This window comes from Mesorhizobium sp. M0062 (genome assembly GCF_040323125.1).
In the GTDB taxonomy this organism is placed as follows: Bacteria; Pseudomonadota; Alphaproteobacteria; order Rhizobiales; family Rhizobiaceae; genus Mesorhizobium.
Genome location: NZ_JAMYUO010000031.1, coordinates 1 through 26,055, shown reverse-complemented (window position 1 = coordinate 26,055; position 26,055 = coordinate 1). Strand labels below are relative to the sequence as shown.

Genomic DNA, 26,055 nt, shown 5'->3' with positions numbered 1-26,055 from the left:
TTGCCGTTTGGGGCCTAGAGGTCGCGCAGCACCGGCGCCGCCTTGTGCCCGAGCACCCGCCAGGTGCCGGCAAGGCCGATGCCGACCGTGATCACCAGCGCAAACACCAAGGTCGCCACTGCCACCTCCGGCATGAAATGCGACGGCAACGTCATGATGCGGGCAACGACGTACCAGGCGGCGATGCCGCCGGCAGCCAACGCAAACACCGCGGTGGCCAGGCCGATCAGCATGTATTCCAGCGAAAACGCCGCGATCAGCGTGCGCCTCGTGGCGCCCAGCGTCTTCAGCACCACGGCATCGTGGATGCGGGCGCGATTTCCCGCGGCGAGCGCGCCGGCCAGCACCAGCACCGAAGCGATCAGCGCCACGCCGGCCGCCGCCCGGATCGCCGTGCCGAGCTGGCCGACCAGCCGGTTGACGACATCGAGCGCGTCCTTGACCCGAACTGTCGTCACCGCCGGGAGGGCGCGGGTGACGGCGTTAAGCAGGCGGGCATCCTCTGCTGCCGTGGCATCCTTTTCGGTCAGCGTCGCCAGCCAGCCATGGGGCGCGCCTGCAAAAGTATTAGGCGAGAACACCATGACGAAGTTGATGCCCATCGTCTCCCATTGCACCTCTCGGAAATTGGCGATCCTGGCCGTCACATTGCGTCCGAGCACATTGACGGTGACGGTATCGCCGAGCTTCAGGCCGAGCGCCTTGCCTTCATCGTTGGAGAACGAGACCAGCGGTTCGCCGCTGTAGTTCTCCGGCCACCAGCTGCCCTCTGTCAATGTCGCATTGGCCGGCTGTTTGGCGTGGTAGGTCAGGCCGCGATCGCCGCGCAGCACCCAGGCGCCTTCCGATGGCACATTGGCCTTGTCGACACTAACGCCGTTCAGCGCCATCACCCGGCCGCGCAGCATCGGCACCTTGACCAGCGTTCCCTTCGGCGCCTCTTTGCCGATCAGTGTCGAGAAGGCATCGACCTCGCTATTCTGGATGTCGACGAAGAAGAAATTCGGCGCCCGTTCCGGCAGACTGCCGGAGATCTGCTGCCTGAGATTGCCGTCGATCAGCGCCAGCGTCACCAAAAGCGTCAGCCCGAGGCCCAGCGACAGCACGACGGACGGCGTCAGCGCGCCGGGCCGGTGGATATTGCCGATGGCGAGCCTGAGCGCGACCGAGCGCACACGCGGGCTTTTGCGCGCCACCCACTGCACCAGCGCACCGACCAGGCGCAACACCAGAAAGGCAAAGATCGTCGCGCCGACGAAGATCAAGGCGATGCGCCGGTCGCCGGAAAACAGGATGGCGAGCGCCGCCAAAGCGAGCGCGATGCCGACCGCCGTGGCAAGATAGGGCAGGCGTGGAAAGCCGCGGCCCTCAAAACCCATTTCGCGAAACAGCGCGGTCGCCGGCACATCGCGGGCGCGGCCGAGCGGCAACAGCGCGAAGGCAAGCGTCACCAGCAGCCCGAACAGCGCCGCCATAGCCAGCGCGTCCGGATAGAGACCGCCTTGCGCCGGCACCGGAATGACCGACTGAAGCGCCGCACTCGCCGCAAACGGCATGGCGGCGCCGAGGATGAGGCCAAGCGCGATGCCGAGGCCGGCGATCATCAGGATTTGCACGAGATAGACGGTGAAGACGAAGCCGCCCGAGGCGCCAAGGCTCTTGAAGGTGGCGATGACGCCGCGCTTGCCGTCGAGATAGGCGCGCACCGCATTGGCAACGCCGACGCCGCCGACCACCAGCGCCGTCAGCCCGACCAGCGTCAGGAATTGCGAGAAGCGCTCGATGTTGGCCGACAGCGCCGGCGCCGCATTGGAACGCGTGCGGATCGACCAGCCGGCTTCAGGGAAATCGCTCGCCGCCCGATCCTGGATGGTCTTGAGATCGGCCTCGCTGGCGCCGGCCGGCAGCCGAACCTTGTAGGCATTCTCGACCAGGCTGCCCGGCTGGATCAGGCCGGACGCGGCAAGCCCCGCGGTCGAGACCATCAGCCGTGGCGCGAAGCCGAAACCGTCCGACACCGCATCCGGTTCGCTCACCAGCCTGGCCCGCAATTCGAATGTCGCGCTGCCGACCTTCAGCCGGTCACCGATCTTCACATTCAGCCGGTCGAACAACAGGTCGGGCGCGGCGGCGCCAAAGACGCCTGATTTCTCGTCGAACAAATCCTTTCTGCCAAGCTGCGGCGCGGTATCGAGCGCGCCATAGAGCGGATACGCGTCGTCGACGGCCTTGGCCTCGACCAACGCCTGGTCGGAGCCGTCATCCAGCCGCGCCATCGAGCGCATATTGGCGCTGTGCGACACAGTGCCGAGGCGGTCGAGGAAGGTGCTTTCGGCTGGCGTCGCATCGCGCTGGTTGAGCTGGAAGCGCAAGTCGCCGCCAAGCAGCGTCTGGCCCTGGTCTGCAACGCCTGCGGTGATCGCCTGCGCCACCGAATTGACCCCGCCGATTGCAGCGACGCCGAGCGCAATGCAGGCAAGGAAGATCAGGAAACCCGACAACCCGCCGCGCATCTCGCGCAGCGAGAAGCGGAACGCGAGCTTCAGCGTCTGCGACAGTGGCATCAGGCCGGCACCTTGACCTGCGCTACCGGCGCATCCTCGATGCGGCCCGAGCGCATCGACACCTGGCGCGAGCAGCGCGCCGCAAGGGCCGGATCGTGCGTGACCAGCACCAAGGTCATGCCGCGCTCGGCCGCCTTGGCGAACAAAAGGTCGGCAACCTGCCGCCCCGTCGCCTGGTCGAGATTGCCGGTTGGCTCGTCGGCGATGAGAATGCGCGGCGACGGCGCCAGCGCGCGGGCGATCGCCACGCGCTGCTGTTCGCCGCCGGACAGCTCGCCCGGATAGTGGGTGACGCGGTCGCTCAAGCCCACCGCTGCCAGCTCGCGCGCCGCGACACCGAACGGATCGGCATGGCCGGCCAGTTCCAGCGGCACCGCGACATTTTCGAGCGCCGTCATGTTGGGAATGAGATGGAACGACTGGAAGACGATGCCGATGTTTCGGCCCCGAAACGATGCGATCTCGTCCTCGCTTTTGCCGTTCAGCAATTCGCCGGCGATCCGCACCGTCCCCGAATCGACCTGCTCCAGCCCGGCAAGCACCATCAGCAAGGTCGACTTGCCGGAACCCGAAGGGCCGACAACGCCGGTCGCCTCGCCGCGCGTCACGTCAAGGCTGACGCCTTTCAGCACATGCACAGACGAAGCCCCTTGGCCCAGGGTCAGGGATATGTCTTTAAGCGCGATGACGGCTTCTGTCACAATTAAAGCGTCCTATATCAGGATGAAGGCTCTGCTTGCCGGAAGCCGTCGCCGGAAGAATTCCTCGGGTATATGGGGGCTGCCACATGTCTTTCAAACGCTTGAATGCCGCAGGGCTCGTCCTTTTCGTCACCCTTTGCGGCGCCATTTCGTCTGTGCGCGCCGAGACGTTCACCATCGTCGGCTTCGGCGACAGCCTGATGGCCGGTTTCGGCCTCGGGCCTGGCGATGGCTTTACCGACAAACTGCAAGCTGCGCTGCGCGCCAAAGGCCATGACGTCACCGTCGCCAACGCCGGCGTTTCAGGCGACACCTCGAGCGGCGGCTTGGCGCGGCTTGACTGGTCGGTGCCGGATGGGACAAGGCTGGTTATCCTCGAACTCGGCGCCAACGACATGCTGCGCGGCGTCTCGCCCAGCATTACGGAAAAGAACCTGGACGACATGCTGGCGAAGCTGAAAGCGCGCAAGATCGCGGTGCTTTTGGCCGGCATGCGCGCCGCTCCCAATCTCGGCGCCGACTACCAGAACGCCTTCGATGCGATCTACCCAAAGCTGGCCGCGAAATACGATGTGCCGCTCTATCCGTTTTTTCTCGATGGCGTCGCCGGGCAGTCCGGCCTGCAGTTGGAGGATGGCCTGCATCCCAATCCGAAGGGCATCGCAGCGATGGTCGAGCGCATCATGCCCGCCGTGGAGAAGGCGATTGCGGCAGTTGAGGGTGGCGGTTGAACGCCGGTCTGACGAGAATAACGCGGCGTTCGCCTCGCGCGAACTTTGAAACAAAAGACCGGGCTGCCGATGACCCGAGTCATCCATGCTGCGCTCGAAGAGCATATGCAGCATCTGGGTAATGCAAGCGCCGAGGCGGCACGGCAATAGTGCTTATTCATCGCTTGGAGGCGCCTGTTCGTAAAAATGCCTGCAACCAACAAACCACTTGCCCCGTTTGACTATCGATGATTCGCTAGGGGCACAGTTCGATTCGAGGAAGGGAGGCTCACCATGCCGCGTCTTTTCACCGCCCTCGAAATACCCCGTGACGCCGCTCTTTCGCTGTCCCTGCTCAGGGGCGGCCTGCCCGGAGCCCGCTGGATCGATGTCGAAAACTACCATCTGACGCTGCGCTTCATCGGCGACGTCGAAGGCCATATCGCCGACGAAATCGCCAACGCGCTCGACCGGGTGCACCGCCCATCCTTCTCGCTCACCCTGTCCGGAGTTGGCGCTTTCGGCCAGAAGAAGCCGCACGCCGTCTGGGCCGGCGTCTTCGCCTCGCCCGACCTTTCGGCGCTGCAGAGCGAAATCGACCGCATCTGCCAGCGGCTCGGCCTGCCCGCCGACCCGCGCAAGTTCACCCCGCATGTTACGCTGGCACGCTTGCGCAATTCGAGCCCGCTCGACGTCGCCCAGTACCTGTCGGCGCGCGGCAATTTTGCGACGCTACCGTTTCGCGTCGGCCGCTTCGTGCTGATGTCGTCGCGCGATTCGGTCGGCGGCGGTCCCTACATTGTCGAGGAGGCGTGGCCGCTCTCCGGCGTCGACGCCCGCGCCACCAATCTCGTCGCCAGCGCCTCCGACGCTTCGCGGATCATGCGGTAGACCGAAGCGAACGCTTCGGCCCCGTCATAATAGGGATCCGGCACGTCGCGGGTTTTGCCCTGCGCAAACTCTGCCAAGAGATGAATACGTTCCCGCGCACCGGCCGGCGCCAACGCCTTGAGGTCGCGGACATTTTGCCGATCCATGCCGAGGATCAGGTCGAAGCGCGAAAAATCCTCCGGCCTGACCTTGCGTGCCCGCTGCCCTGATATGTCGAGGCCGTGGCGGGCCGCAATCGCGATCGAGCGCGGGTCGGGCGCTTCGCCGAGGTTCCAGCCGCCGGTCGCCGCAGAGTCCAGCACGATATCGTCCAGCACCATGTCGCGGCCGCGTTCCGCCAGCACGGCGCGGAACACGCCTTCGGCCAGGGGTGAGCGGCAGATGTTGCCGAGGCAGACGAAGAGTATGGAATTTATCGGCTTTACGCTCATTCGATATGCGCCGTTCGTGCATTTGGAAGCCCAAAACGCAAAGGACTTTTGGGCGACTTGCATTATGGTGAGGGTCGATATCTGGGATAGCACGGGAAATCATCATGACGAGAGAGAAACTCAGCAAGGACGCCATCGCCGCCGCACTGGCCGAACTGGCCGGCTGGTCGCAGGCAGCCGATGGCGCCTCCATCAAGCGCAGCTTCGACTTCAAGAATTTTTCCGAAGCCTTCGCCTTCATGACCCGCGTCGCGCTGGCCGCCGAGAAGATGGACCATCATCCCGACTGGTCGAACGTCTACAAGACTGTCGACGTGACGCTCAACACCCATGATGCCGGTGGTGTCACTGCGCTCGACATCGCGCTGGCCAAGAAGATGAATGGGTATGCTGGCGGCTGAACGCTGGGGCGGCAACGCCAAATCGGCGCCATCCTCTTGCAGTGGACCGGGACTTTCACCACATTTTCCGTGGCGGCCGCGCGCAACGCGTAGCGCGACGGCCGGCAAGGAGAGGATTGATGGCGCAGCAGCCCGGTTTTGATTTCTTCGGCTTCGGCAGCAAGCTCGGCGACGAGAGTGAAGTGCGCGCCAAATTCTGGCGCACGGCCAAGAAGGCCGCCCGGCAGATTCCGTTCATGGAAGAGGTCGTCGCCGGCTATTATTGCGCGCTCGACAGGAAGACGCCTTTGCGTGCCAAGGGCATATTGCTGGCAGCGCTTGGCTATTTCGTGCTGCCGGTCGACGTCATACCCGATTTCGTCTTCGGCCTCGGCTTCACCGACGACATCGCCGTGCTGACCGCCGCGATCTCCGCGGTAAGCGCCCATATCACCCCTGCGCACCGCAAGGCCGCCAAGGAGGCGATCGCCGGCAAGAGCTGAATCGGCGTCGCGTTGGCAACTTGGTTCAGAAGAAATCCTCCGCTCAAACAGGACGATAGCGGCTGGGCTTCGGGTTCCGCTGCGGCCGTTGGAAAAGTCAAACTCTTGCCGCTTTCGTGGCCTCCAAGTCGCCGCAGGGACATTGCGAAAGCCGTTTTTTCAAGAAGCGGCGCGGAAATGGCGGTGGTTTCCATGGGTGAATGTCCTTTTCCGAGGGAAATTCACCGTTTGGTAACCCAGATTAAATCAAAATGAAGCGACGGGCAGGACGCCAAGCCGGCCTGCCCCGCACCATTTGGAATACGGGAAAAGCGATGCGCGGATTGATTGCACTAGTCTCGAGCCTGGTCCTGGTGGCTTTTGCCGCGCCGGCGCTGGCGCAGCAGGCGACCAAGATCGGCCAGCACAATGCCTGGGGCACCTACAGCTACCAGGCGCAGGGCGGCAAGGTCTGCTATGTGCTCACCGTGCCGACCGACAAGCAGCCGCCGACGCTCGATCACGGCGACATGTTCTTCTTCGTCAGCCAGCGGCCGGGCCAGCAAGTGTCCTACGAGCCGCAATTCATCGCCGGCTACACATTCCAGGAAGGCTCCAAGGCCACCGTCACCATCGACAAGAAGACGTTCTCGATGTTCACCCGCGGCAAGTCGGCCTGGGTCGAGAACGCCGCCGAAGAGCCGGTGCTGATCGCCGCCATGAAGACCGGCACCGACATGAAGGTCTCGGCGAAGTCTGGCCGCGGCAATCCGACGACCTATGTGTTTTCGCTGAAAGGCATCTCGGCCGCGCTGACGTCGATCGCCAAGTGCAAGTAGGCTAGCGCGGTTCCCGCCGCATGACTCTCGCCGCAACCTGTGCTATGCGCCGCGCTTCTTTTCGGCACGATGGATGAAATCGGCCGCAATTCGCTTATATTGGCGCTGATATGACCCTTTCCTTCGATCTCACCACTGAGGGCGCACGCGACGCGTTGCGCGCTCGCGCCACGCCCGAGAAGCCGTCGCTGATCGGCCTGACCCGGGCCGAGCTCGGTGAAGCCCTTGTCAGTGCCGGCATCGTGCCCGAGCGCCAGGCGAAAATGCGCGCCCAGCAGCTCTGGCACTGGATGTATGTGCGCGGCGTCTCCGATTTTGCCGGCATGTTCAACATCTCCAAGGATCTGCGCGCCGAACTCGACAAGCATTTTACCGTCGCCCGGCCCGAAATCGTCGAGGAGAAGATTTCCTCCGACGGCACGCGCAAGTGGCTGTTCCGCTTTCCGCCGCGCGGTGCCGGCCGTCCCGTCGAGATCGAGACCGTCTACATCCCCGAAGAAGGCCGCGGCACGCTCTGCATCTCCTCGCAGGTCGGCTGCACGCTGACCTGTTCGTTCTGCCACACCGGCACGCAGAAGCTGGTGCGCAATTTGACGGCGGAAGAGATCCTGGCGCAATTGCTCACCGCCCGCGACCGGCTCGGCGATTTCCCCGACCGCGACACACCCGACGGCGCCATCGTCCCTGCCGAGGGCAGAAAAGTCTCCAACGTCGTCATGATGGGCATGGGCGAGCCGCTCTACAATTTCGAGGCGGTGAAGAAGGCGCTGCTGATTGCCTCCGACGGCGACGGACTGTCGCTGTCGAAGCGCCGCATTACGCTCTCGACCTCCGGCGTGGTGCCCGAGATCTTCCGCACCGGCGAGGAGATAGGGGTCATGCTGGCGATCTCGCTGCACGCCACCAATGACGATCTGCGCGACCTGCTTGTGCCGATCAACAAGAAGTATCCGCTGAAGGAACTGATCGAGGCCTGCCGCGCCTATCCCGGCCTGTCCAACGCCAAGCGCATCACCTTCGAATATGTGATGCTGAAGGACGTCAACGATTCCATCGAGGACGCCAAGGGGCTGATCAAGCTGCTCAAAGGCATTCCAGCCAAGATCAATCTGATCCCGTTCAACCCGTGGCCGGGCACCAACTATCAGTGCTCGGACTGGGAGACGATCGAGAAGTTTGCCGACTACATCAACAATGCCGGCTATGCCTCGCCGATCCGCACGCCGCGCGGCCGCGACATCCTGGCCGCCTGCGGGCAGCTCAAATCCGACTCCGAACGCATGCGCAAGGTCGACCGCCTGGCGCTGGAAGCCATGATGATTGCGGGGCATGGCGAGGCGTGAGCCGCCTCTTCGCCTATATCCTCCGTTTCGCTGTCATCCTGTTCGGCTATGTCGTCGCCTCATTGGCGGCGAGCGCCTTTCTCAACGTGCTGTTCCTGGCTTCCGTCGGTTATATGCCGGACGATGCGCACCCAGCGGCGGCCGCGGCGCTGTATTTTTCGATCCCGTTCGTGGCGCTGTTTGTCGCCTATTTCGCTTTCATACCGGCGGTGGTCGCAATCCTGATCTCCGAGGTCCTCAGCCGCCGCGACTGGCTGTTCTATGCACTCGCGGGCGGCTTGGTGGCCGCGGCCTTCCTCGGCTTCGTCCACCAGAACGTGGATTTCGACGTCACCGAACCGCGCGCCATCGCCGCGGTGATCGGCTGCGGCATGGTCGGCGGCATCTTCTACTGGCTAAGCGCCGGCCGATGGGCCGGAAGCTGGTGGCAGGCCGCTACTTCGCCTGAGCGGTCAGGATCTTGAGCGCGAAGGCCGAAAACACACCGGCAAAGAGATAGTCGACGACCCGCGTTACGCGCGGGCTGGCCTTCATCGCCGCCGAAAACCTTTCCGCGGCAAACACCATCGGCGCCGTCACAGGGATCGACAGCACGATGAACATGAGGCCGAGGGAGAACAGTTTTCCCGGCGCGTTCGGATCGTGAGCCGAGACGAACTGCGGCAGAAACGTCATGAAGAACAGGATGATCTTCGGGTTGAGCAGGTTGACGCCGAGTCCGGCGGCCCAGCTGCGGAACAGCGAAATCTGCGGCCCGTTCTTCTTCTGCGGTGAAAACGCCGAGCCCTTGGTCATCGCCTGCCAGGCCAGGAACACCAGATAGGCGGCGCCGAAGATTTTCAGCACCAGGAAGGCCATTGGCGAGGCGACGATCAGCGCCGAGATGCCGACCGCCACCAAAGTTGTATGGATCAGCGTTCCGAACAGAGCACCCGCCAGCGAGGCAAAGCCGGCGGCGCGGCCCTGGCTCAGTGTTCGCGAGACGAACAGCGTCATATCCGGCCCCGGCGTGATCGCCAGGATCATGGTGGCGATGGCGAACTGGATCAGTGTTGTGGTGTCGGGAATGAAGGACATCGGTGGCCCCTGGCGAATGATCGTCGGTCTATAACGCAGCCTCCCCGCTCACGCCAGCAACTGACTGGCGTCGCATCTGGTCCAGCGGCTGCGGCGGCCGGCGCCCGTTCATCCCTTGCGCTGGCCGGAAATGCCGTGATACCTCGCCCGCGAAACTCACGCGCGGAACCGCCAAAATGTCCCCAGCAATGCCCAAGACAAAAGACGTCAAGAAGGTCGTGCTCGCCTATTCCGGCGGTCTCGACACCTCCATCATCCTGAAATGGCTGCAGACCGAGCTCGGCGCCGAAGTCGTCACCTTCACCGCCGATCTCGGCCAGGGTGGCGAGCTGGAGCCGGCGCGCCAGAAGGCTGAGATGATGGGCATCAAGGATATCCGCGTCGTCGATGTGCGCGAGGAATTCGTCTCGGATTTCGTCTTCCCGATGTTTCGCGCCAACGCCGTCTATGAAGGCACCTACCTGCTCGGCACCTCGATCGCCCGCCCGTTGATTTCCAAGCACCTGGTCGAGATCGCCCAGGAGGTCGGCGCCGATGCCATTGCGCACGGCGCCACCGGCAAGGGCAACGACCAGGTGCGTTTCGAGCTGTCGGCCTATGCGCTGAATCCCGACATCAAGGTCATCGCGCCGTGGCGCGACTGGTCGTTCAAGTCGCGCACCGACCTGATCAACTTCGCCGAGCAGCACCAGATCCCGGTGGCCAAGGACAAGCGGGGGGAGGCGCCGTTCTCGGTCGACGCCAACCTTCTGCACTCCTCTTCCGAGGGCAAGGTGCTGGAAGACCCGTGGAGCGAGCCGCCGGAATTCGTCCATCAGCGCACCGTCTCGCCGATGGAGGCGCCGGACAAGGTCACCGAGATCGAGATCGAATTTTTGAAGGGCGATCCGATTGCACTGAACGGCAAGAAGCTGTCGCCGGCCGCCATTCTGACGGCGCTTAACGATCTTGGCCGCGACAATGGCATCGGCCGGCTCGATCTGGTCGAGAACCGCTTCGTCGGCATGAAATCGCGCGGCGTCTACGAGACCCCCGGCGGCACCATCCTGATCGTCGCCCACCGCGCCATCGAATCGATCACGCTCGACCGCGGCGCCGGCCACCTCAAGGACGAGTTCATGCCGCGCTACGCCGAGCTGATCTACAACGGCTTCTGGTTCTCGCCCGAGCGGCTGATGCTCCAGGCGATGATCGACAAGAGCCAGGAAGACGTCGAAGGCACGGTGCGCCTGAAACTCTACAAGGGCAATGTCATGGTCACCGGCCGCAAATCCAAGAAGACGCTCTATTCCGACGCGCTGGTCACCTTCGAGGATGACCGCGGCGCCTACGACCAGAAGGACGCCGCCGGCTTCATCCGCCTCAATGCGCTGCGGCTGAGGACGCTGGCGGCAAGGAGCCGCAAGGGTGAACCAAACTAGTGTTCAGGAAAACCCGGCGGTCACGCAGGGTTTTTATTTGATACCTCTAATATAAGAGGCCAAGCTGGCTGACATGGTTTCCGTTTGACCTTTTAAAAGCCTCATCTAAATTCCTTCGCGGGACGAGGGATTCCGATCGTGAAAAACGCCATTTTTCTCATGCTTGCGGCGGCCATCGTCTTTACCGGATGCCAGTCCTCGCAGGCGGCCGCGAAACGCGAGCAGGACGGGTGCATCTCCGCAGTCCATTTGTGGAGCATCACGTTCAAGCACGAAATCGCCTCTTTCATGGGCGTCTCGCAGGAGCGCATGCCGGCCCTGTTCTGCCAGCGTATCACCGAAGGCGTACGCAGCGGGGGGATCAGCTACTCCGATTTGAACAGAGTGCAGCTAGACCTGCCGACCGAGATATGGCTGGTCATCAAGGGCAAGTCAAAGGCGGCTGCCAGGGCCGCGCCGGTGCTGCGCAACTCCAAATTCCGGAGCTGCAAAGGTACTGAAGGCGCCTTCGAGGTTCCTATTTCCCAGAAGTGCCCGTTGAGCGGCTACGCACATTATTGAGAGCCCAGTCGCTCAGCCGGCATTTGCGCCAACGATCGAGCAATTCGAGAAAGAGCATGCCCGACTTCGTCCGTAACTGCGTAAAAACAAAGAAATAGAGCGGCGGCAAAGAACTCAGTGCTTTTCCTGCTTGATCTTTTCGGGCCCTTATCTAGCCTCCTCACAATCGATGGGGGCAGCTGACAATGAAGCCGTGGTTTGTGGCCCTGCCTGCAATGGTCGTCATGCTGGCCGGTTGCCAGACTGGGCAGGAGCAAGTGAGACAGGATCCCGAGGCGGCATTCGATCGCTGCGTCAGCAAGGTGGCCATATCGAATATATCGGCCAAACACGAGATCGCCGCTTTTATGGGCGTTTCCCTGGAGCGCATGCCGCCACTGCTGTGCCGCCGCCTTGTCGATGCCATGAAGACCGGCCGGCTGACCTTCTCCGACATAAACCGCCTCCAGTTCGACCAGTCCACGGACATCTGGAAGGTCATAAAAGGCGGGTAGCCGCTCGGCTGCTGAACGGTTTGAACGCCAAAAGCTCCAGTCCTTGCAGAAAAGCCCGGCGCATGGCCGGGCTTTCCGTTCTTCGATCTGGATATTTCTATCAGCCGCCGTCGATCGCGTCGGCGATCTGGGCGATGGCCTGCTGGTAGACGCTGGCGGAATTCCAGCCGGCGATGGCCCCCATATTCGCACTCGCGCTCGCACCCGCCCGCCAGCCATGAGCCTTGAGAAAGTTGGCCGTCGAAGCCAAGGCCGTCGCCTTGTCGCGCAGATTTCCGTTGCCGACGCCATACTTCAGGACATTGCCGGGCAGGAACTGCGTATGGCCGATCTCGCCATGCGCAGCGCCGACCGACGAGGCGCTCAGCGCGCCGCGATCGACCAGCTTCAGCGCCGCAATGGCATGCGGGTAAAAGAAGCCCGGGCGACGGCAATCATAGGCAAGCGTCAGAATGGCGGAGACCGTGTTCTGGTTGCCCAGGGAGGCTCCGAAGCCGGTTTCCATGCCCCAGATGGCCAGCAACACGCCCGGCGACACGCCGTAATTGCTCTCGATCCTGTCGAACATCGCCGCATTCGACTTCTTCAGCGCACGGCCCCTGGAAATGATCGCAGCTCCGCCACGGCGCTTCATGAAGGCGTCCACCGAACCGCTGAAAGCCTTGTGGATGGCGCGGTCGACGGAGATTGTCTTTGTCGCGTAGCTGGCACCGGCCAGAGCAGCCAGACCCTTCCCGCCGACACCTTCGGACCTGGCCTGCGCGGCAAAGTCCTGCTTCCACGCCTCGAAGCCCGCGCCGGTCTTGCCGCAGCTGGCCGCCGCCTGCGCGCCCGTCGCCAGCGCAAGTACCGCGACCACCGCGGCAGCAATAATCTTTCCCTTGGCAAGCAATGCCATGCTTTTTCTCCTGATTGCCTGAATCACGTCCCGGTTGCGAACTTGCCAGCGAAACGCGCCATTGTCACCGTACCCCCGGCGCTACGCTGGCCAATGCAGCGGAATTTGCTTACGATCAAGTGCTTATTGTGGCCGAAACGCCCGGGCGCCGGGCAGGCGAATTCGCTGCTCGGGTAAAAAGAGGTGACGGGGGCATGGAACGGCGGCCCGTGGCGGGCGTTTGGGCGAGGCGCCGCTCCGCACCATATTCCTCCTCTGACGCCATACGCCAACGCCTGACGCATCGAGATCGACATGAAACTGTTCGACTGCCCGCATTGCGGCCACCGCCTCTACTTCGAGAATGCGCAGTGCCTGAATTGCGGGAGTCTCGTGCTTTACGATCCCGAGCATGCGCGCTTTGCCTTGTCTGACGTCGACGGCATCTTCCACTGCACCAATGCGGATGAATGCGCCTGCAACTGGATGGCCGAACCGGGCCATACCTACTGCCGCGCCTGCTTGCTGAACCAGCTGATCCCCGACCTCTCCGTCGACGGCAACCGCCGCCGCTGGATTCGCGTCGAGGCGGCCAAGAAGCGCGCCGTCTATTCGCTGCTCGCCTTCGGCCTTCCGGTCGCGCCCAAGCACAAGCACGGCGACGAAATCGGCCTCGCCTTCGACTTCATTGCCGATCCGATCGGCGGCGGTCCCGGCGGCGAACGCATCCTTACCGGCCACGACAACGGCCTGATCACGCTCAACGTCGCCGAGGCGGACTCGGCCGAGCGCGAGCGGCGTCGCGTCGAGATGGGCGAAAATTACCGCACGCTGCTCGGTCATTTCCGTCATGAGCTTGGCCATTACTACTGGGACCGGCTGATCCGCGACGAGCCGCAACGGCTCGATGCCTTCCGGGCGCTGTTCGGCGACGAACGCCCCGACTACGAGCAGGCGCTGAAGGCCTATTACGCCAATGGCGCTGCGCCCGACTGGCAGCAGAACCACATCTCCGCCTATGCGACGTCGCATCCATGGGAAGACTGGGCCGAGACCTGGGCGCACCATCTCCACATCACCGACACGCTGGAGATGGTGCACGCGCTGAATTTTCCACTCGGCCAGCTTGAGACGATGGAGACCAATGTGCTGCCGCAAGGCGACACCGGCGGCCGGTTGCAGGCGGCGCCCGCGGAACCTGACGCCGTGCCCGAGCCGTTCGAAAAGATTCTCGCCCGCTGGCTGGTACTCTCGGAAGCCTCCAACTCGATCAACCGCTGCATGGGCCTGCCCGACCTTTATCCCTTCGTCATTTCGGACGTGACGGCGCAGAAACTCAGCTTCGTGCATGAGCTTTTGACCGGTTTGCCGAAAGAAACCGGAACAAATCGTGAGCTGGCGTCGGTATTTTAGCCGGAACGCATGCGTTCTGGTTTCGTTTGGTGTCGCGAGGGACCATGAAAGGGAGAGAAACCATGAGACGCATATTGTTTCCGGCCGTCGCCGGGGCGCTTGTCGCGATGTCGGGTGCGGCACTTGCCGATACCGCCGTCTCGGCCGTCACCGATCTTAATGTGCGCGCCGGCCCCGGCCCGCAATATCCTGTGATCGGCGTGCTCGCCGCCGGCCAGTCGGCGACGCTCAATGGCTGCATCGAAAACAGCAAATGGTGCACCATTGCCGAAGCCGGAGGCCAGGGCTGGGTCTATTCCGACTATGTCACGGCCGATTTCGGCGGCAACCGGGTCGTTCTGACACGCCGCCCCGCCAACGCCGCCATCACCGTGGTTACACCGCCGCAGGATGATTATCCCGATACCTATACCGGTGCGATTCTGTCCGACGACGGCCCCGTCGACGCCATCGACAGGCCACCGGCGGAAGTCGGCACCTATGTCAGCACGCACCGGCTCGATCCTGTCTATCTCGAAGGCGAGGTGGTGACCGGTGCCACCTTGCCCGACACGGTCGAACTGCGCGAAATCCCCGACTACCGCTACCGCTACGTCTATGTGAATGGCCAGCAGGCGCTGGTCGACCCGCAGACACGGCGCATCATGTACGTCGTGCGCTGATTTTGCCTGGAAAGAATGACAAGTGAACTCGTGCCGCCCTCCTGCCGAGGCTGAGGGCGGCAAAAGGGTCGCTGAACAGCAGCAATTGCGCGAGAGCCGACGATCCCCTAGATCATGCGACCCGATGCGTTCGGCAGAGGAACTCGCGTGATATCAGATTCAGCCGCCTTCGAGCGCTATAGCAACACGGCCACCGAAAAGACGAACCTGCCGCGGCTGATAATTGGAACGGCAGTCGTCGTCCTGTTCTGGGTGGCGATCACCCTGGTTGTGGTGCTTGGCGGCACCTATGTCGCGATCGTCTGGCATGTATTGCCGGACGATCCGCGCGGGCCGCTTCAGGGCTTTCTGGCCTCGCCCATCGGCATACTCGCCGCACTCACCTCGTTTACCGGCATCTGGCTCGGCCTCTGGCTTGCCATGCGTTTCGTCCATGGCGAGCCGCTCTCGGCGCTTTTCGGCGCCAGTCGCCGCGTGTCCTTGTCGGGCTTCCTCAAGGGCCTGGTCGCGGTGCTGATCACATCGGCGCTTTCCGAAATCCTGCTCTACTGGCTACAGCCCGAAATCGCCCGCGGCACGATCAACCTGTCGACCTGGCTGCTGTTCCTGCTCCCGATCGTGGCGCTGACCCTGCTGCAGACCTCGTCCGAGGAGATGCTGTTTCGCGGCTATCTGCTGCGCGGCCTGGCCAGGCGCTTCGAGAGCCCTTACGTGTGGGCGCTATTGCCCGCTTTGCTGTTCACCTCCTTGCATTGGAGCCCGGGCTCGACCCCCGCCATCAACGCCTGCGTGCTGGCCTCGATCGCCGCCTTCGCCTTGCTGTTGACGCTGGTGGTTTATGTCACCGGCAATCTCGGCGCCGCCTTCGGCGCCCATCTCGGCAACAATCTCACCGGCTTCCTGCTGATCTCGCATCAGGAGAACTACAATTCCTTCGCCCTGTTCAACGCCAAGCCGCTGGAAGGTCCGGACTGGACGACGACGGATGCCGTCATCATCGCCGCCATCGGTATCGTCTGCACCTTGCTGACGATCCTGCTGCTTCTGCACCCGCGCTCGCCGCTGAAGGTTACGGCCGACCCTCGGGATGCAGGGTGAACTAAACAGGGACCGATCCAGAGACCGGGAAGCCGCCCTTGTCTTGACTCTTCGGCCGATTTCCTGTCTACAGCCCCGAAATCCGCGACGAGTATCCCTCCGAGCAAGCCGACCAGGACGCCAAAACCTTTTGAGGTGGGTGCTGTAAACAGATCCTGGAGGCCAACACCCGGCAGCGCTGAGCGCCCCCGGGTGCTTTTTGGTTTTGAGCTTTGCTTGGATGAGCGGCGCGAACGCACTACCTCTCGGGCACCATCGGGGTGCCTGAGAAAAAGGAAACGGAATGTTTGAATCGCTGCAGGAGCGCACAAGAGGCGTGGAGGGCCATCGGCCCGACAGGGATCACCATGAATCCAAGGCGCTCTCGCGCGGCGGGTTGACCAATGTTTGAATCACTTCAGGAGCGCCTTGGCTCCATCCTGAACGGCCTGACCGGCCGCGGCGCGCTGTCGGAGGCTGATGTCTCGGCGGCGTTGCGCGAGGTGCGCCGTGCGCTGCTCGAAGCCGACGTTGCGCTGGAAGTGGTGCGTTCCTTCACCGACAAGGTGCGCGAGAAGGCCGTCGGCGCGGCTGTCGTCAAGTCGATCAAGCCCGGACAGATGGTCGTCAAGATCGTCCATGACGAGTTGGTCGACATGCTCGGCGCCGAGGGCGTCGCCATCGACCTCAATGCGCCGGCGCCGGTCGTCATCATGATGGTCGGCCTGCAGGGCTCCGGCAAGACGACGACCTCCGCCAAGATCGCCAAGCGCCTGACCGAGCGCCAGAACAAGAAGGTTCTGATGGCCTCGCTCGACACGCGGCGGCCCGCGGCACAAGAGCAGCTGCGCCAGCTCGGCGAGCAGGTCAAAGTCGCGACGCTGCCTGTCATTGCGGGCCAGAACCCGGTCGACATCGCCAGGCGCGCCGTCCAGGCAGCCAAGCTCGGCGGTCATGACGTCGTCATCCTCGACACCGCCGGCCGCACCCATATTGACGAGCCGCTGATGGTGGAGATGGCCGACATCAAGAAGGTGTCGAGCCCGCACGAAATCCTGCTGGTCGCGGATTCGCTGACCGGCCAGGACGCCGTCAACCTTGCCAAAAGCTTCGATGAGCGCGTCGGCATCACCGGCCTGGTGCTGACTCGCATGGACGGCGATGGCCGTGGCGGTGCCGCGCTTTCGATGCGCGCCGTCACCGGCAAGCCGATCAAGCTGATCGGCACCGGCGAAAAGATGGACGGGCTGGAGGAATTCCACCCCAAGCGTATTGCAGACCGCATCCTCGGCATGGGCGACATCGTCTCGCTGGTCGAAAAGGCCGCCGAAAACATCGACGCCGAGCAGGCGGCGGCGATGGCCAAGAAGATGCAGTCGGGCAAGTTCGACCTGAACGACCTTGCCGGCCAGCTTCAGCAGATGTCGAAAATGGGCGGCATGGGCGGCATCATGGGCATGATGCCCGGCATGGGCAAAATGAAGGACCAGATGGCGGCCGCCGGCCTCGACGACAAGATGTTCGGCCGCCAGCTCGCCATCATCTCGTCGATGACCAAGGCCGAGCGCGCCAATCCGGACATGCTGAAACATTCGCGCAAGAAGCGCATCGCCGCCGGCTCAGGCACGGATGCGGCCGAGATCAACAAGCTCTTGAAAATGCATCGCGGCATGGCCGACATGATGAAGGCGATGGGCGGCAAGGGCAAAGGCGGCGGCCTGATGCGCGGCATGATGGGCGGCCTTGCCTCCAAGATGGGCCTCGGCGGCATGATGCCGGGTGGCCCCGGCGGCATGATGGGTGGCGGCATGCCCGACCTCTCCAAGATGGATCCCAAGCAGCTCGAAGCCTTGCAGAAGCAGATGCCCGGCCTTGGCGGCATGAAGGGCCCGCCCACCCCGAGCGGCGGTGGCCTGCCCGGTCTGCCCGGCGGCATGAAGCTTCCCGGCCTTGGCGGCGGTGGTCTGCCCGGCCTCGGAAAGAAGAAGTGAGGACGCTATGAACGAAGAAAAAGACATGGCCGACGCACGCACCATCCTGGCCGGCTATCGCGCCTCGATCGACAACATCGACGCCGCCCTCATTCATATGCTGGCCGAGCGCTTCCGCTGCACCAAGGCGGTCGGCGTGCTCAAGGCCGAGCATGGCCTGCCGCCCGCCGACCCGGCGCGCGAGCAGGAGCAGATCACCCGCCTTCGCCAGCTGGCGAAGGACGCTCATCTCGACCCCGATTTCGCGGAAAAATTCCTCAACTTCGTCGTCCGCGAAGTGATCCGCCATCACGAGCAGATCGCCGCGTCCAACGGCGCAAGCAAAACCGGCTAACAAAGTGCATGTCGCCCAAAAGTGCGCAGCGGTTTTGGGACAACGACCTGCACCAGACAAAGCCATTAACCCAACACTGAAATCAGAAATTTAGGAGAAATGAAATGCCCTTGAAGATCAGACTGGCCCGTGCGGGCTCGAAGAAGCGCCCTTACTACCACGTCGTCATTGCCGACGCCCGTTCGCCGCGCGACGGCCGGTTCATCGAGTCGATCGGCTCGTGGAACCCGCTGCTGCCCAAGGACGGCGAGCGCGTCAAGGTCGACGCCGACCGCGTCAAGCATTGGCTGTCGCACGGCGCTCAGCCGACCGACCGCGTGCTGCGCTTCCTCGATGAGGCCGGCCTCCTCAAGCGCGAAGCCCGCTCCAACCCGAAGAAGGCCGAGCCCGGCAAGAAGGCGCAGGAACGCGCCTCTCTGCTGAAGAAGGCCCAGGAAGACGCTGCCGCCGCCGTTGCCGCCGCTGCTGCAGCCCCGGCCGAAGCGGAAGCCGCCACCGCCGAATAAGCATCGCGTCATCGCATCGACAAAACGGCGGGCCTGTGCCCGCCGTTTTGCTAATGTGCGGCGATGTCATATGCGTTCGAACGAAAGATGACTGAGCGGACCGTCACGGAAGAGACCCTTTTCGGCGGCGTAGCCGGAACGCTGTTGCGATGCGCCGGCGCCACGACAGGCGTCGTCGTGCTCAGCGGATCGAGCGGCCGCATCGACGTCACCCGCGCCCGGCTCTTTGCCAAGGAAGGAGCATCCGCTCTCGCGCTGCAATGGTTTGGCGGCGAAGGTCAGGTGCCCGGCATTTGCGAGATCCCGCTCGAAACGTTTTTCGCGGCGACCGACTATCTTGTCCAGATGGGATGCCGGCGCATCGTCTATGTCGGGACCTCGAAAGGCGCCGAGGCCTCCCTGCTTGCGGCGGCTCACGATCCACGCATCGGCCTCGTGGTTGCGATCAGCCCGACATCGGTGGTCTGGGGCAATATCGGGCCGGGCCGCGACGGCGTCAGCTGGCCGGAACGATCGTCGTGGACGCTCGAGGGGATTCCTTTGCCGTTTGTCCCAAGCAATCCCGCTTGGAACGCTGAGTATGTCGATGGTCTGGTGTCCTACCGGGGGCTCTTCCTACGTGCCTTGCAAACCTTCAAGGACGCAGCGGCCAAGGCTGCCATTCCCGTCGAAGCTATTTCAGCCGACATTGTTCTGGTTGCGGGCGGCGACGACGCGCTATGGCCATCGCTGGATTTTGCCCAGTCGATCGTTCGGCGTCGCCAGGACACCGCAATGACCACCTGCCTCGTCTCAGTGCCCGACGCCGGCCACCGCATTCTGCTGCCGGGCGAAATCACGCCGCGCTCGAGGCTGCATGCCCATGGCGGCAATGACGACGCCGACACGCGCCTGGGCCGCCTGGCTTGGGAGCATATCCGGGGATTGCTGTAGCGCAGGCAGCCATGGTCCAGCTGCCTTGGGCAACAGCGAAACCGGCGATCTATAGCCGCCGGTTTCCGATGTTGGATCTGGCTGTGTTCAATAACCGTCGGGGCAGCTGGCGATATAGGTGCGCCCGTTGCGGCCGCGGTAGCGACATTGACCGCTTTCGCTGGCACGGCCGATCAGCGCGCCGGCTACGGCGCCGACGGCGCCGCCGACGACGGCGCCCTGAACCGGATCATTTGCCACAGCTGCGCCAACCGCCGCGCCGCCGAGACCGCCGACCGCGGCACCCTTTTCGGTTTGCGAGCACGCACCCAGTGCGGTCGCCAGTACCAGAATGATCATCGCTTTTTTCATTGTCGTTCCTCTCTCACGCGGATCGCCGTCCTCGCCGCCACGGCTCTAACTCCCAGACAGCTGATTTGATCCCGAAGACGTGAGAGATCCCGGTGCGCCCGCCTGTCACATTCGTAACGACCGCCGCCGAGCTTGTTGAAAATGCAGGACGTTTTACCTTTCAGTGGCCTTCTTCAGATTGGCGAGGCCAGCCTCGAAATCCTTGCCGATCAGCGTATCGAAATTCATGAAGAGGCCCAAAAGCTTGGCAATGAAGGGCCGGCTGCCGCGCATTGCCCAGGTGACTGCGGTGGTGTCGCCCGAGGGCTTCAGGATGAAGTCGACGCTGTTGTTGGCCCGGAACGGCTTCTCGAAGTCGAGCTTCAGCGACACCAGCGAGGATGGCACGGAATTGACGATCTCCATGCGTCCCTTGCCGGCCTTGGCATTGCCTTCCCAGGCGTAGGCGGCGCCCTTGCCGGCATCAGCGCCCGACAGCGTGCGCTTCATCTCGGGGTCGAGCTTTTCGTAGGGTGACCACTCCGGCCAGTGCTTGAAATTGTTGATCAGCGGAAAAATCGCTTCCGGCGCGGCCTTGATGCTGGCGGTGCGGGCGGTGACGAAATCATTCGACCTCGTCGCCGCATAGATGAGCACGGCGGCGATGATGACGACTAGGATGATGAGAATGGTGCTGGGCATGTTTTTCTCCTCGCTTAACGGCTGAACGGGATCAGGGCGCGCACGCTTGGGTCGCGCAGATAGAGACCGCCCCACAGGATGATGCCGAGATAGACGCTAAACAGCGTGTGCGAAAACAACGGGCTGCCGACGCGCATGTTTGTGGCGATGGCGCCGCCGAGATAGCCGGTGAGCAGGATGGCGCCGAGCACCGAGGTGCGGGGCAGCGCATAGAGCGCGGTCGAGATCAGCCCGATAATGCCGAGCGTGCGCGCGACATTGACATCGGCCGGCCAGCCGAGCGGCACCATGGTCTGGGTGACGACATCGAGCGGCGGCAGCTTGATGACGCCGTCGAAGATCATGAACAGGATGATGAGGCCGCTGAGCACGCGGCCGGTCCACAGGGCGCCCGATGAGACGGGCATGGTTTGAGAAATACTCACGGGTGTTCCCTCCTAAGCGGGTCGAGCCGTTTGCTGGCTTCGGACCAAGGACGAGCGATGGGGCGGCGATCCTACAGGGTGCGGATTCTTTTTGGGTAGCAGCAAGCAAAAGCCGCTGCGTGGCGATCCTTCACACCCCCCTCTGGCCCGCCGGCCATCTCCCCCGCAAGGGGGGAGATTACACGCTCGACCGCTTCGGCAATGTTCCATGAATGAGCGGAGCATCGAAACCGCCGATCTCCCTCCTTGCGGGGGAGATGCCCGGCAGGGCAGAGGGGGGTGCTGTCCCTTGACGGACTATCGACATCCACCAGTCACGGCTATTGATAGGGCTGGGAGAGAGACGAGCGAATGGCCGGCGAGACTGATCTGAAAAAGCTGCTGGCGGCGATGACGCCGGAACTGCTTCCCGGCGTCCATGTCTTCGCCACCCTGGTCCCCGGTGCACCGGTTCCCGAGACGCTCAATCCGGTGATGTGGTTTCGCGAGAAGGAGGGCACGACGCTGATCTTGCCCGAAGACCAGGCCGCCGGGCTGCAGTCCGCCTTCGGCTGCCGCATGATCACCCTGAACGTCCACTCCTCGCTGGAAGCCGTCGGCTTCCTCGCCGCCATCACCGCCCGGCTGGCTGCCGCCGGCATGGGCGTCAATCCGGTCTCTGCTTTCTATCATGACCATCTGTTCGTGCCCGCTGAGCGGGCCGAGGAAGCGATGGAGTTATTGCGCCAACTGGCCAAGGATAGCGCCGGCTGAGTATCAAGCTCGACGCACGTAGAGAATATCCGGCAGGCCTTCTTCATTGGTGGTGCCGTCGCCGAACGCCTCGGGGCGAAAGCCATGGCGCTCGTAGAAGCGACGCGCGCCGGTGTTGGCCTGGAAACAATGCAGTTTAACGATCCGCAGTGCCGCCGTCGCTTGCACCAGCAACCGGCTGCCTATGCCTTGCCCAATCCAGGCGGGGTCGAGATAGAGCTGTTCCACCCAATCGCCGCTGAGGGCAATGAAGCCGACAATGCCGGTGCCGACCTCGGCGACCGTCACCTGCTGCCGGGACAGCACGATCTCGCGGATGAAGGCAATATCCTCATCCGGCGTGTGGATGACCGGCATCCAGGAGAACGAGCCAAGTGCGGCCCGCATGACAATGGCGATGGTCGCGGCATCCAAAGCCGTGGCGGGGAGCAGCACGATTTTGGTGGGATCGTTCAAAGGCGTTTCTCAACAGAGGTCAGCGCTGCCCCTCATCCCCCTGCCGGGACCTTCTCCCCGAGGACGGGGAGAAGGAAGGCTTCGGCCGAAGGCCGAGCCCGCGACTGCGGGTCGCCGGCTTTCCGGCGCCCCCGCGGAGGGCCCGCCGCGGCAGCGGCGATACGGCCCGTGAGCGATAAACGGAATCGGCCGAAGGCCGAACCCCGTGAGCGAAAACAAACCAGCCGTCAGGCCGCCTTCTTCTTCGGCTGGATCAGGCCGCGCTCGACCAGAAGCTCGGCGATCTGCACCGCGTTCAGCGCCGCGCCCTTGCGCAGATTATCGGAGACGATCCACATCGACAGGCCGTTGTCGATGGTCGAGTCCTCGCGGATGCGCGAGATGAAGGTGGCGTCCTCGCCGGCCGATTCCAGCGGCGTGATATAGCCGCCATCCTCGCGCTTGTCCAAGACCTGGCAGCCCGGCGCCTCGCGCAGGATGTCGCGCGCCTCGTCGGCGGTGATCGGCTTTTCGAACTCGATGTTGACGGCTTCGGAATGGCCGATGAACACCGGCACGCGCACACAGGTCGCCGTCAGCTTGATCTTGGGGTCGAGCATCTTCTTGGTCTCGGCGACCATCTTCCACTCTTCCTTGGTCGAGCCGTCGTCGAGGAAGACGTCGATATGCGGAATGACGTTGAAGGCGATGCGCTTGGTGAACTTCTTGACCTCGACGCCATCGGCGACGAACACCGCGCGGGTCTGTGTAAAGAGTTCGTCCATGCCTTCCTTGCCGGCGCCGGATACCGATTGATAGGTGGCGACGACGACGCGCTTGATGGTGGCGACATCGTGCAGCGGCTTCAGCGCCACGACCAGCTGCGCCGTCGAGCAGTTCGGATTGGCGATGATGTTCTTGCGGGTGAACAGCGAGATCGCATCCGGGTTCACTTCCGGCACGATCAGCGGCACGTCCTGGTCATAGCGGAAGGCCGACGAGTTATCGATGACGACGCAGCCCTGCTTGCCGATCTTCGGCGACCACTCCTTCGAGACGTTGCCTCCGGCCGACATGATGCAGATGTCGGTGTCGGAAAAATCATACTGGTCGAGCGTCTTGACCTTCAGCGAACGGTCGCCGAACGACACTTCGGTGCCCTGGCTGCGCCGCGAGGCCAGCGCCACGACTTCGCTTACCGGAAAGCCGCGCTCTTCCAGTATGTTGAGCATTTCGCGACCCACATTGCCCGTGGCGCCGACTACCGCAACCTTGAAACTCATCAGAAATCTCCTGTCCCTCTCCGCTTGGTTTTTGGAGAAAACCCGCCGGCCAATGCGGGTTCCGTCCCCCGGGCCGGACCCGGGAGAGGGTGGTTAGGCCAAGGGAATCACACCGTGGTGGTGGTTTTTTTGGCCATGGTTTTGCTGGAACGGTGAGACGCGCCGACGCGCCCGGCCCCATGATTGTGGCCGGGGAAGTCGAACGCAAGAAGAGCCATCAGAAGGCCGCGCATCGAAAATGATCCCGTTCGATGCCGGCTTTTACGCGGTTTGCGTCAGGAGTCAATTGCGGCCAGGCACACGCCTGCCCTGTACAATAGCGGCCGCAAGAAGTACGAACGCCCAAATAGTGTTTGGCTGGCGTGCGTCAGCCCCGGCATGTGCTCCATGATGAGCCCAGACCCTGAATTCCGAAAGAGTGAGATGTCCAATTTCGAAGCTATTGTTCCTGCGCTGGCAGAAGCGCTGGAAAAACGCGGCTATACCGAGCTGACGCCAGTGCAGAAGGCCGTGCTGGAGCTCGGCGAGTCCGACGCTCTGGTGTCGGCGCAGACCGGCTCAGGCAAGACCGTCGCCTTCGGCCTCGCTTTGGCGCCGACCCTTCTTGGAAGTGCCGAACGTTTTGACCAGGCTGGCGCACCGCTGGCGCTGGCCGTGGCGCCGACGCGCGAGCTCGCTCTGCAGGTGATGCGCGAATTGCAATGGCTCTACGCGCCGACCGGCGCCACCGTCGCGTCCTGCGTCGGCGGCATGGACATGCGCTCCGAACGGCGCGTGCTGGAGCGCGGCGCCCACATCGTCGTCGGCACGCCCGGCCGCCTGCGCGACCACATCACCCGCAACTCCCTCGACATGTCGGCGCTGAAAGCCGTGGTGCTGGACGAGGCCGACGAGATGCTCGACCTCGGCTTTCGCGAGGACCTCGAATTCATCCTCGATGCCGCACCGGCTCAGCGCCGCACGCTGATGTTTTCGGCCACCGTGCCGCGCTCGATCGCCACGCTGGCGCAAGGCTATCAGCGCGACGCCTTACGCATCTCGGCCGGCGGCGAGGAAAAGCAGCATCTCGATATCGAATACCGGGCGCTGAATGTCGCCTATCCCGACCGCGAGAACGCCATCATCAACGTGCTGCGCTTTTACGAGGCGAAGAACGCGCTGGTGTTCTGCAACACCCGCGCCGCCGTCAATCATCTGACGGCACGCTTCAACAACCGCAATTTTTCCGTCGTCGCACTGTCGGGCGAGCTCAGCCAGAACGAACGCACCCACGCGCTGCAGGCGATGCGCGACGGACGCGCCAAAGTCTGCATCGCCACGGATGTCGCCGCGCGCGGCATCGACCTGCCCAATCTCGAACTGGTCATCCATGCCGATCTGCCGACCAATCCCGAAACGCTGCTGCATCGCAGCGGCCGTACCGGCCGCGCCGGCCGCAAGGGTGTCAGCGCGCTGATCGTGCCCAACGGCGCCCGCAAGCGCACCGAGCGCCTGCTGCAGAATGCAGGGCTGAAGGCGACATGGGCGAGCCCGCCCTCGGCCGACGACGTGATCAAGCGCGACGACGAGCGCATCCTTGCCGATCCAGCCTTCGACGAGCCGGTGGCCGAGGACGAGCGCGGCTTCATCGACGCGCTTCTGGCCAGGCATGGCGCCGAACAGATTGCGGCCGCCTTCGTGCGCCAATGCCGCGCCAGCCGCTCGGCGCCCGAGGAGCTTACGGATGTCGCACCGTTCACGCCTTCGCGTGACAAACCGGCGGGCGAAAAATTCGAGCGCCGCGATGAAGCGCCAGGCCGGCGCGACGATTTCGGCGACAGTGTCTGGTTCTCGCTGTCGATCGGGCGCAAGCAGAATGCCGAGCCGCGCTGGCTGATCCCGATGCTGTGCCGCACCGGCAACATCTCCAAGCGCGAGATCGGCTCCATCAAGATGCAGCAGGATGAGACCTACGTGCAGATCGCGGCCGACTGGGCCGATCGCTTCCTCGCCGCCATCGGCCCCGACAAGAAGCTGCAGGGCAACATCGTGGTGAAGCGGCTGGACGGCACGCCCGACCTGTCGCGGGCCGGCTACCAGGCGCCGAAGCCCGACAAGAAGCCGCATCGCGGCAAGCGCCCGTTCGAGGCGCCGCAAAGCGCACACAAGCCGAAATTCGAGAAGCGGGAACGGCCCGCCGGCGATGCAAAGCCTTGGGCCGGGAAACCGAAATTCGACAAGGCTGGACCGCCGAAGAACAAGAAACCGAAGAAGCGGCCGGTTTGAGGCTCTTATCGGCCAATTACAGATGTAGGCGCTGCCCCTCATTGCCCTGCCGGGCGTTTCTCCCCGTATAGTGACGGGGAGAAAGGGCTGATGTCCGAACCGGATAGATAGGTAACAGAATGGACCGATAGCATGGGTGACAGTTTTCTTGTCCGCCGGAGGACCGGCGATGGTT

Annotated in this window: 30 protein-coding genes; 19 read left to right on the top strand and 11 right to left on the bottom strand. The window is 63.4% G+C overall.

All coding sequences use genetic code 11. The features are described from left to right. Positions 1-14 precede the first annotated feature (14 nt). Together NKJ64_RS26725 and NKJ64_RS26720 are read right to left on the bottom strand one after the other, a co-directional pair. The gene (locus NKJ64_RS26725) at positions 15-2,564 is read right to left on the bottom strand and encodes an ABC transporter permease (protein WP_352463598.1); all 2,550 of its coding nucleotides are present in this window, start codon (positions 2,562-2,564) and stop codon (positions 15-17) included. Next, on the bottom strand, positions 2,564-3,265 hold the full coding sequence (locus NKJ64_RS26720; RefSeq protein WP_352463597.1) for an ABC transporter ATP-binding protein: 702 nt from the start codon (positions 3,263-3,265) through the stop codon (positions 2,564-2,566). The genes NKJ64_RS26725 and NKJ64_RS26720 overlap by 1 nt, the downstream gene beginning before the upstream one ends. Positions 3,266-3,351: 86 nt before the next feature. Here NKJ64_RS26720 and NKJ64_RS26715 point away from each other — a divergent pair, with 86 nt between their 5' ends. Both NKJ64_RS26715 and thpR read left to right on the top strand, forming a co-directional pair. Further along, complete coding sequence (locus tag NKJ64_RS26715; protein ID WP_023702600.1) at positions 3,352-3,996, top strand: arylesterase; 645 nt, start codon at positions 3,352-3,354, stop codon at positions 3,994-3,996. Between the two features lie 273 nt (positions 3,997-4,269). Next, positions 4,270-4,866, top strand: coding sequence for an RNA 2',3'-cyclic phosphodiesterase (thpR, locus tag NKJ64_RS26710; protein ID WP_023671722.1), 597 nt, complete (start codon positions 4,270-4,272; stop codon positions 4,864-4,866). Here thpR and NKJ64_RS26705 read toward each other — a convergent pair. Further along, entirely contained in the window at positions 4,770-5,297 is a 528-nt protein-coding gene (locus NKJ64_RS26705) for a low molecular weight protein-tyrosine-phosphatase (RefSeq protein ID WP_023702599.1), read from the bottom strand. The genes thpR and NKJ64_RS26705 overlap by 97 nt on opposite strands. A gap of 104 nt (positions 5,298-5,401) precedes the next feature. Here NKJ64_RS26705 and NKJ64_RS26700 point away from each other — a divergent pair, with 104 nt between their 5' ends. The 5 genes from NKJ64_RS26700 to NKJ64_RS26680 all read left to right on the top strand — a co-directional run bounded on the left by NKJ64_RS26700 (position 5,402) and on the right by NKJ64_RS26680 (position 8,805). Then, positions 5,402-5,698, top strand: a complete 297-nt coding sequence (locus NKJ64_RS26700) for a 4a-hydroxytetrahydrobiopterin dehydratase (protein ID WP_023671720.1) — start codon at positions 5,402-5,404, stop codon at positions 5,696-5,698. A 119-nt stretch (positions 5,699-5,817) separates the two neighbouring features. Next, positions 5,818-6,180, top strand: coding sequence for a YkvA family protein (locus NKJ64_RS26695; RefSeq protein WP_352463596.1), 363 nt, complete (start codon positions 5,818-5,820; stop codon positions 6,178-6,180). 314 nt (positions 6,181-6,494) lie between these two features. Further along, positions 6,495-6,998: an invasion associated locus B family protein gene (locus NKJ64_RS26690; RefSeq protein ID WP_023671718.1), complete on the top strand. Its 504-nt coding sequence runs from the start codon at positions 6,495-6,497 to the stop codon at positions 6,996-6,998. Between the two features lie 110 nt (positions 6,999-7,108). Then, on the top strand, positions 7,109-8,341 hold the full coding sequence (gene rlmN, locus NKJ64_RS26685) for a dual-specificity RNA methyltransferase RlmN (RefSeq protein WP_023826868.1): 1,233 nt from the start codon (positions 7,109-7,111) through the stop codon (positions 8,339-8,341). After that, positions 8,338-8,805: a hypothetical protein gene (locus NKJ64_RS26680; protein ID WP_023694539.1), complete on the top strand. Its 468-nt coding sequence runs from the start codon at positions 8,338-8,340 to the stop codon at positions 8,803-8,805. Before rlmN ends, NKJ64_RS26680 begins: the two co-directional genes overlap by 4 nt. Here the strand turns inward: NKJ64_RS26680 and NKJ64_RS26675 are convergent. Further along, positions 8,777-9,418: a LysE family translocator gene (locus tag NKJ64_RS26675; RefSeq protein ID WP_023706760.1), complete on the bottom strand. Its 642-nt coding sequence runs from the start codon at positions 9,416-9,418 to the stop codon at positions 8,777-8,779. The two genes, NKJ64_RS26680 and NKJ64_RS26675, sit on opposite strands and share 29 nt — an antisense overlap. A gap of 188 nt (positions 9,419-9,606) precedes the next feature. Between NKJ64_RS26675 and NKJ64_RS26670 the strand changes: the two genes are divergently transcribed. The 3 genes from NKJ64_RS26670 to NKJ64_RS26660 all read left to right on the top strand — a co-directional run bounded on the left by NKJ64_RS26670 (position 9,607) and on the right by NKJ64_RS26660 (position 11,894). Beyond that, positions 9,607-10,839 (top strand): argininosuccinate synthase, encoded by a 1,233-nt coding sequence (locus tag NKJ64_RS26670; RefSeq protein ID WP_023745437.1) that lies wholly within the window; start codon positions 9,607-9,609, stop codon positions 10,837-10,839. A gap of 138 nt (positions 10,840-10,977) precedes the next feature. Beyond that, positions 10,978-11,400 (top strand): hypothetical protein, encoded by a 423-nt coding sequence (locus tag NKJ64_RS26665; RefSeq protein ID WP_023834707.1) that lies wholly within the window; start codon positions 10,978-10,980, stop codon positions 11,398-11,400. Between the two features lie 215 nt (positions 11,401-11,615). Further along, a complete protein-coding gene (locus NKJ64_RS26660) occupies positions 11,616-11,894 on the top strand; it encodes a hypothetical protein (protein WP_023671712.1) in 279 nt (92 codons plus the stop codon). A 100-nt stretch (positions 11,895-11,994) separates the two neighbouring features. On the opposite strand, the gene NKJ64_RS26655 is transcribed toward NKJ64_RS26660, so the two are convergent. Continuing rightward, on the bottom strand, positions 11,995-12,792 hold the full coding sequence (locus NKJ64_RS26655) for a lytic murein transglycosylase (protein WP_023671711.1): 798 nt from the start codon (positions 12,790-12,792) through the stop codon (positions 11,995-11,997). Positions 12,793-13,086: 294 nt separating this feature from the next. On the opposite strand from NKJ64_RS26655, the gene NKJ64_RS26650 reads away from it, so the two are divergent. The 7 genes from NKJ64_RS26650 to NKJ64_RS26620 all read left to right on the top strand — a co-directional run bounded on the left by NKJ64_RS26650 (position 13,087) and on the right by NKJ64_RS26620 (position 19,687). Beyond that, a complete protein-coding gene (locus NKJ64_RS26650) occupies positions 13,087-14,184 on the top strand; it encodes a zinc-binding metallopeptidase family protein (protein ID WP_023726017.1) in 1,098 nt (365 codons plus the stop codon). A gap of 62 nt (positions 14,185-14,246) precedes the next feature. Then, the gene (locus tag NKJ64_RS26645; RefSeq protein WP_023671709.1) at positions 14,247-14,846 is read left to right on the top strand and encodes a DUF1236 domain-containing protein; all 600 of its coding nucleotides are present in this window, start codon (positions 14,247-14,249) and stop codon (positions 14,844-14,846) included. A 147-nt stretch (positions 14,847-14,993) separates the two neighbouring features. Continuing rightward, a complete protein-coding gene (locus tag NKJ64_RS26640; protein ID WP_023736747.1) occupies positions 14,994-15,944 on the top strand; it encodes a CPBP family intramembrane glutamic endopeptidase in 951 nt (316 codons plus the stop codon). Positions 15,945-16,327: 383 nt separating this feature from the next. Continuing rightward, the gene (gene ffh, locus NKJ64_RS26635) at positions 16,328-17,914 is read left to right on the top strand and encodes a signal recognition particle protein (protein ID WP_023826865.1); all 1,587 of its coding nucleotides are present in this window, start codon (positions 16,328-16,330) and stop codon (positions 17,912-17,914) included. A gap of 7 nt (positions 17,915-17,921) precedes the next feature. Beyond that, positions 17,922-18,248, top strand: a complete 327-nt coding sequence (locus tag NKJ64_RS26630) for a chorismate mutase (protein ID WP_023671706.1) — start codon at positions 17,922-17,924, stop codon at positions 18,246-18,248. Between the two features lie 104 nt (positions 18,249-18,352). Next, positions 18,353-18,754, top strand: coding sequence for a 30S ribosomal protein S16 (rpsP, locus tag NKJ64_RS26625; RefSeq protein WP_023671705.1), 402 nt, complete (start codon positions 18,353-18,355; stop codon positions 18,752-18,754). Positions 18,755-18,841: 87 nt separating this feature from the next. Then, positions 18,842-19,687, top strand: a complete 846-nt coding sequence (locus NKJ64_RS26620; RefSeq protein ID WP_023687658.1) for an acyl-CoA thioester hydrolase/BAAT C-terminal domain-containing protein — start codon at positions 18,842-18,844, stop codon at positions 19,685-19,687. Between the two features lie 87 nt (positions 19,688-19,774). On the opposite strand, the gene NKJ64_RS26615 is transcribed toward NKJ64_RS26620, so the two are convergent. From NKJ64_RS26615 to NKJ64_RS26605, 3 genes are all read right to left on the bottom strand, one after another. Beyond that, positions 19,775-20,038 carry a YMGG-like glycine zipper-containing protein gene (locus tag NKJ64_RS26615; RefSeq protein ID WP_023683830.1) on the bottom strand — a complete coding sequence of 88 codons (264 nt, stop codon included), beginning with the start codon at positions 20,036-20,038 and terminating at the stop codon, positions 19,775-19,777. Positions 20,039-20,191: 153 nt separating this feature from the next. Beyond that, positions 20,192-20,719 carry an SRPBCC family protein gene (locus tag NKJ64_RS26610; RefSeq protein ID WP_352463595.1) on the bottom strand — a complete coding sequence of 176 codons (528 nt, stop codon included), beginning with the start codon at positions 20,717-20,719 and terminating at the stop codon, positions 20,192-20,194. Between the two features lie 14 nt (positions 20,720-20,733). Then, complete coding sequence (locus NKJ64_RS26605; RefSeq protein ID WP_023687655.1) at positions 20,734-21,144, bottom strand: DoxX family protein; 411 nt, start codon at positions 21,142-21,144, stop codon at positions 20,734-20,736. A 351-nt stretch (positions 21,145-21,495) separates the two neighbouring features. Between NKJ64_RS26605 and NKJ64_RS26600 the strand changes: the two genes are divergently transcribed. Beyond that, positions 21,496-21,897 (top strand): ACT domain-containing protein, encoded by a 402-nt coding sequence (locus NKJ64_RS26600; protein WP_352463594.1) that lies wholly within the window; start codon positions 21,496-21,498, stop codon positions 21,895-21,897. A gap of 3 nt (positions 21,898-21,900) precedes the next feature. On the opposite strand, the gene NKJ64_RS26595 is transcribed toward NKJ64_RS26600, so the two are convergent. The 3 genes from NKJ64_RS26595 to NKJ64_RS26585 form a co-directional block, all read right to left on the bottom strand. Then, positions 21,901-22,353: a GNAT family N-acetyltransferase gene (locus NKJ64_RS26595; protein ID WP_352463593.1), complete on the bottom strand. Its 453-nt coding sequence runs from the start codon at positions 22,351-22,353 to the stop codon at positions 21,901-21,903. 227 nt (positions 22,354-22,580) lie between these two features. Further along, complete coding sequence (locus NKJ64_RS26590) at positions 22,581-23,615, bottom strand: aspartate-semialdehyde dehydrogenase (protein WP_023671698.1); 1,035 nt, start codon at positions 23,613-23,615, stop codon at positions 22,581-22,583. Between the two features lie 107 nt (positions 23,616-23,722). Further along, positions 23,723-23,848 carry a hypothetical protein gene (locus NKJ64_RS26585; RefSeq protein ID WP_352463592.1) on the bottom strand — a complete coding sequence of 42 codons (126 nt, stop codon included), beginning with the start codon at positions 23,846-23,848 and terminating at the stop codon, positions 23,723-23,725. A 190-nt stretch (positions 23,849-24,038) separates the two neighbouring features. On the opposite strand from NKJ64_RS26585, the gene NKJ64_RS26580 reads away from it, so the two are divergent. Beyond that, a complete protein-coding gene (locus tag NKJ64_RS26580; RefSeq protein WP_352463591.1) occupies positions 24,039-25,880 on the top strand; it encodes a DEAD/DEAH box helicase in 1,842 nt (613 codons plus the stop codon). Positions 25,881-26,055: the final 175 nt, after the last annotated feature.

Bases quoted from the DNA above. Each gene is read 5' to 3' on its own strand.
- NKJ64_RS26630 (WP_023671706.1), top strand. From the start codon at position 17,922: ATGAACGAAGAAAAAGACATGGCCGACGCACGCACCATCCTGGCCGGC.
- thpR (WP_023671722.1), top strand. From the start codon at position 4,270: ATGCCGCGTCTTTTCACCGCCCTCGAAATACCCCGTGACGCCGCTCTT.
- NKJ64_RS26650 (WP_023726017.1), top strand. From the start codon at position 13,087: ATGAAACTGTTCGACTGCCCGCATTGCGGCCACCGCCTCTACTTCGAG.
- rlmN (WP_023826868.1), top strand. From the start codon at position 7,109: ATGACCCTTTCCTTCGATCTCACCACTGAGGGCGCACGCGACGCGTTG.
- NKJ64_RS26590 (WP_023671698.1), bottom strand. From the start codon at position 23,615: ATGAGTTTCAAGGTTGCGGTAGTCGGCGCCACGGGCAATGTGGGTCGC.
- NKJ64_RS26615 (WP_023683830.1), bottom strand. From the start codon at position 20,038: ATGAAAAAAGCGATGATCATTCTGGTACTGGCGACCGCACTGGGTGCG.
- NKJ64_RS26690 (WP_023671718.1), top strand. From the start codon at position 6,495: ATGCGCGGATTGATTGCACTAGTCTCGAGCCTGGTCCTGGTGGCTTTT.
- NKJ64_RS26610 (WP_352463595.1), bottom strand. From the start codon at position 20,719: ATGCCCAGCACCATTCTCATCATCCTAGTCGTCATCATCGCCGCCGTG.
- NKJ64_RS26725 (WP_352463598.1), bottom strand. From the start codon at position 2,564: ATGCCACTGTCGCAGACGCTGAAGCTCGCGTTCCGCTTCTCGCTGCGC.
- rpsP (WP_023671705.1), top strand. From the start codon at position 18,353: ATGCCCTTGAAGATCAGACTGGCCCGTGCGGGCTCGAAGAAGCGCCCT.
- NKJ64_RS26655 (WP_023671711.1), bottom strand. From the start codon at position 12,792: ATGGCATTGCTTGCCAAGGGAAAGATTATTGCTGCCGCGGTGGTCGCG.
- NKJ64_RS26675 (WP_023706760.1), bottom strand. From the start codon at position 9,418: ATGTCCTTCATTCCCGACACCACAACACTGATCCAGTTCGCCATCGCC.
- ffh (WP_023826865.1), top strand. From the start codon at position 16,328: ATGTTTGAATCACTTCAGGAGCGCCTTGGCTCCATCCTGAACGGCCTG.
- NKJ64_RS26580 (WP_352463591.1), top strand. From the start codon at position 24,039: ATGTCCAATTTCGAAGCTATTGTTCCTGCGCTGGCAGAAGCGCTGGAA.
- NKJ64_RS26600 (WP_352463594.1), top strand. From the start codon at position 21,496: ATGGCCGGCGAGACTGATCTGAAAAAGCTGCTGGCGGCGATGACGCCG.
- NKJ64_RS26700 (WP_023671720.1), top strand. From the start codon at position 5,402: ATGACGAGAGAGAAACTCAGCAAGGACGCCATCGCCGCCGCACTGGCC.
- NKJ64_RS26660 (WP_023671712.1), top strand. From the start codon at position 11,616: ATGGTCGTCATGCTGGCCGGTTGCCAGACTGGGCAGGAGCAAGTGAGA.
- NKJ64_RS26715 (WP_023702600.1), top strand. From the start codon at position 3,352: ATGTCTTTCAAACGCTTGAATGCCGCAGGGCTCGTCCTTTTCGTCACC.
- NKJ64_RS26585 (WP_352463592.1), bottom strand. From the start codon at position 23,848: ATGCGCGGCCTTCTGATGGCTCTTCTTGCGTTCGACTTCCCCGGCCAC.
- NKJ64_RS26705 (WP_023702599.1), bottom strand. From the start codon at position 5,297: ATGAGCGTAAAGCCGATAAATTCCATACTCTTCGTCTGCCTCGGCAAC.
- NKJ64_RS26645 (WP_023671709.1), top strand. From the start codon at position 14,247: ATGAGACGCATATTGTTTCCGGCCGTCGCCGGGGCGCTTGTCGCGATG.
- NKJ64_RS26620 (WP_023687658.1), top strand. From the start codon at position 18,842: ATGACTGAGCGGACCGTCACGGAAGAGACCCTTTTCGGCGGCGTAGCC.
- NKJ64_RS26695 (WP_352463596.1), top strand. From the start codon at position 5,818: ATGGCGCAGCAGCCCGGTTTTGATTTCTTCGGCTTCGGCAGCAAGCTC.
- NKJ64_RS26670 (WP_023745437.1), top strand. From the start codon at position 9,607: ATGCCCAAGACAAAAGACGTCAAGAAGGTCGTGCTCGCCTATTCCGGC.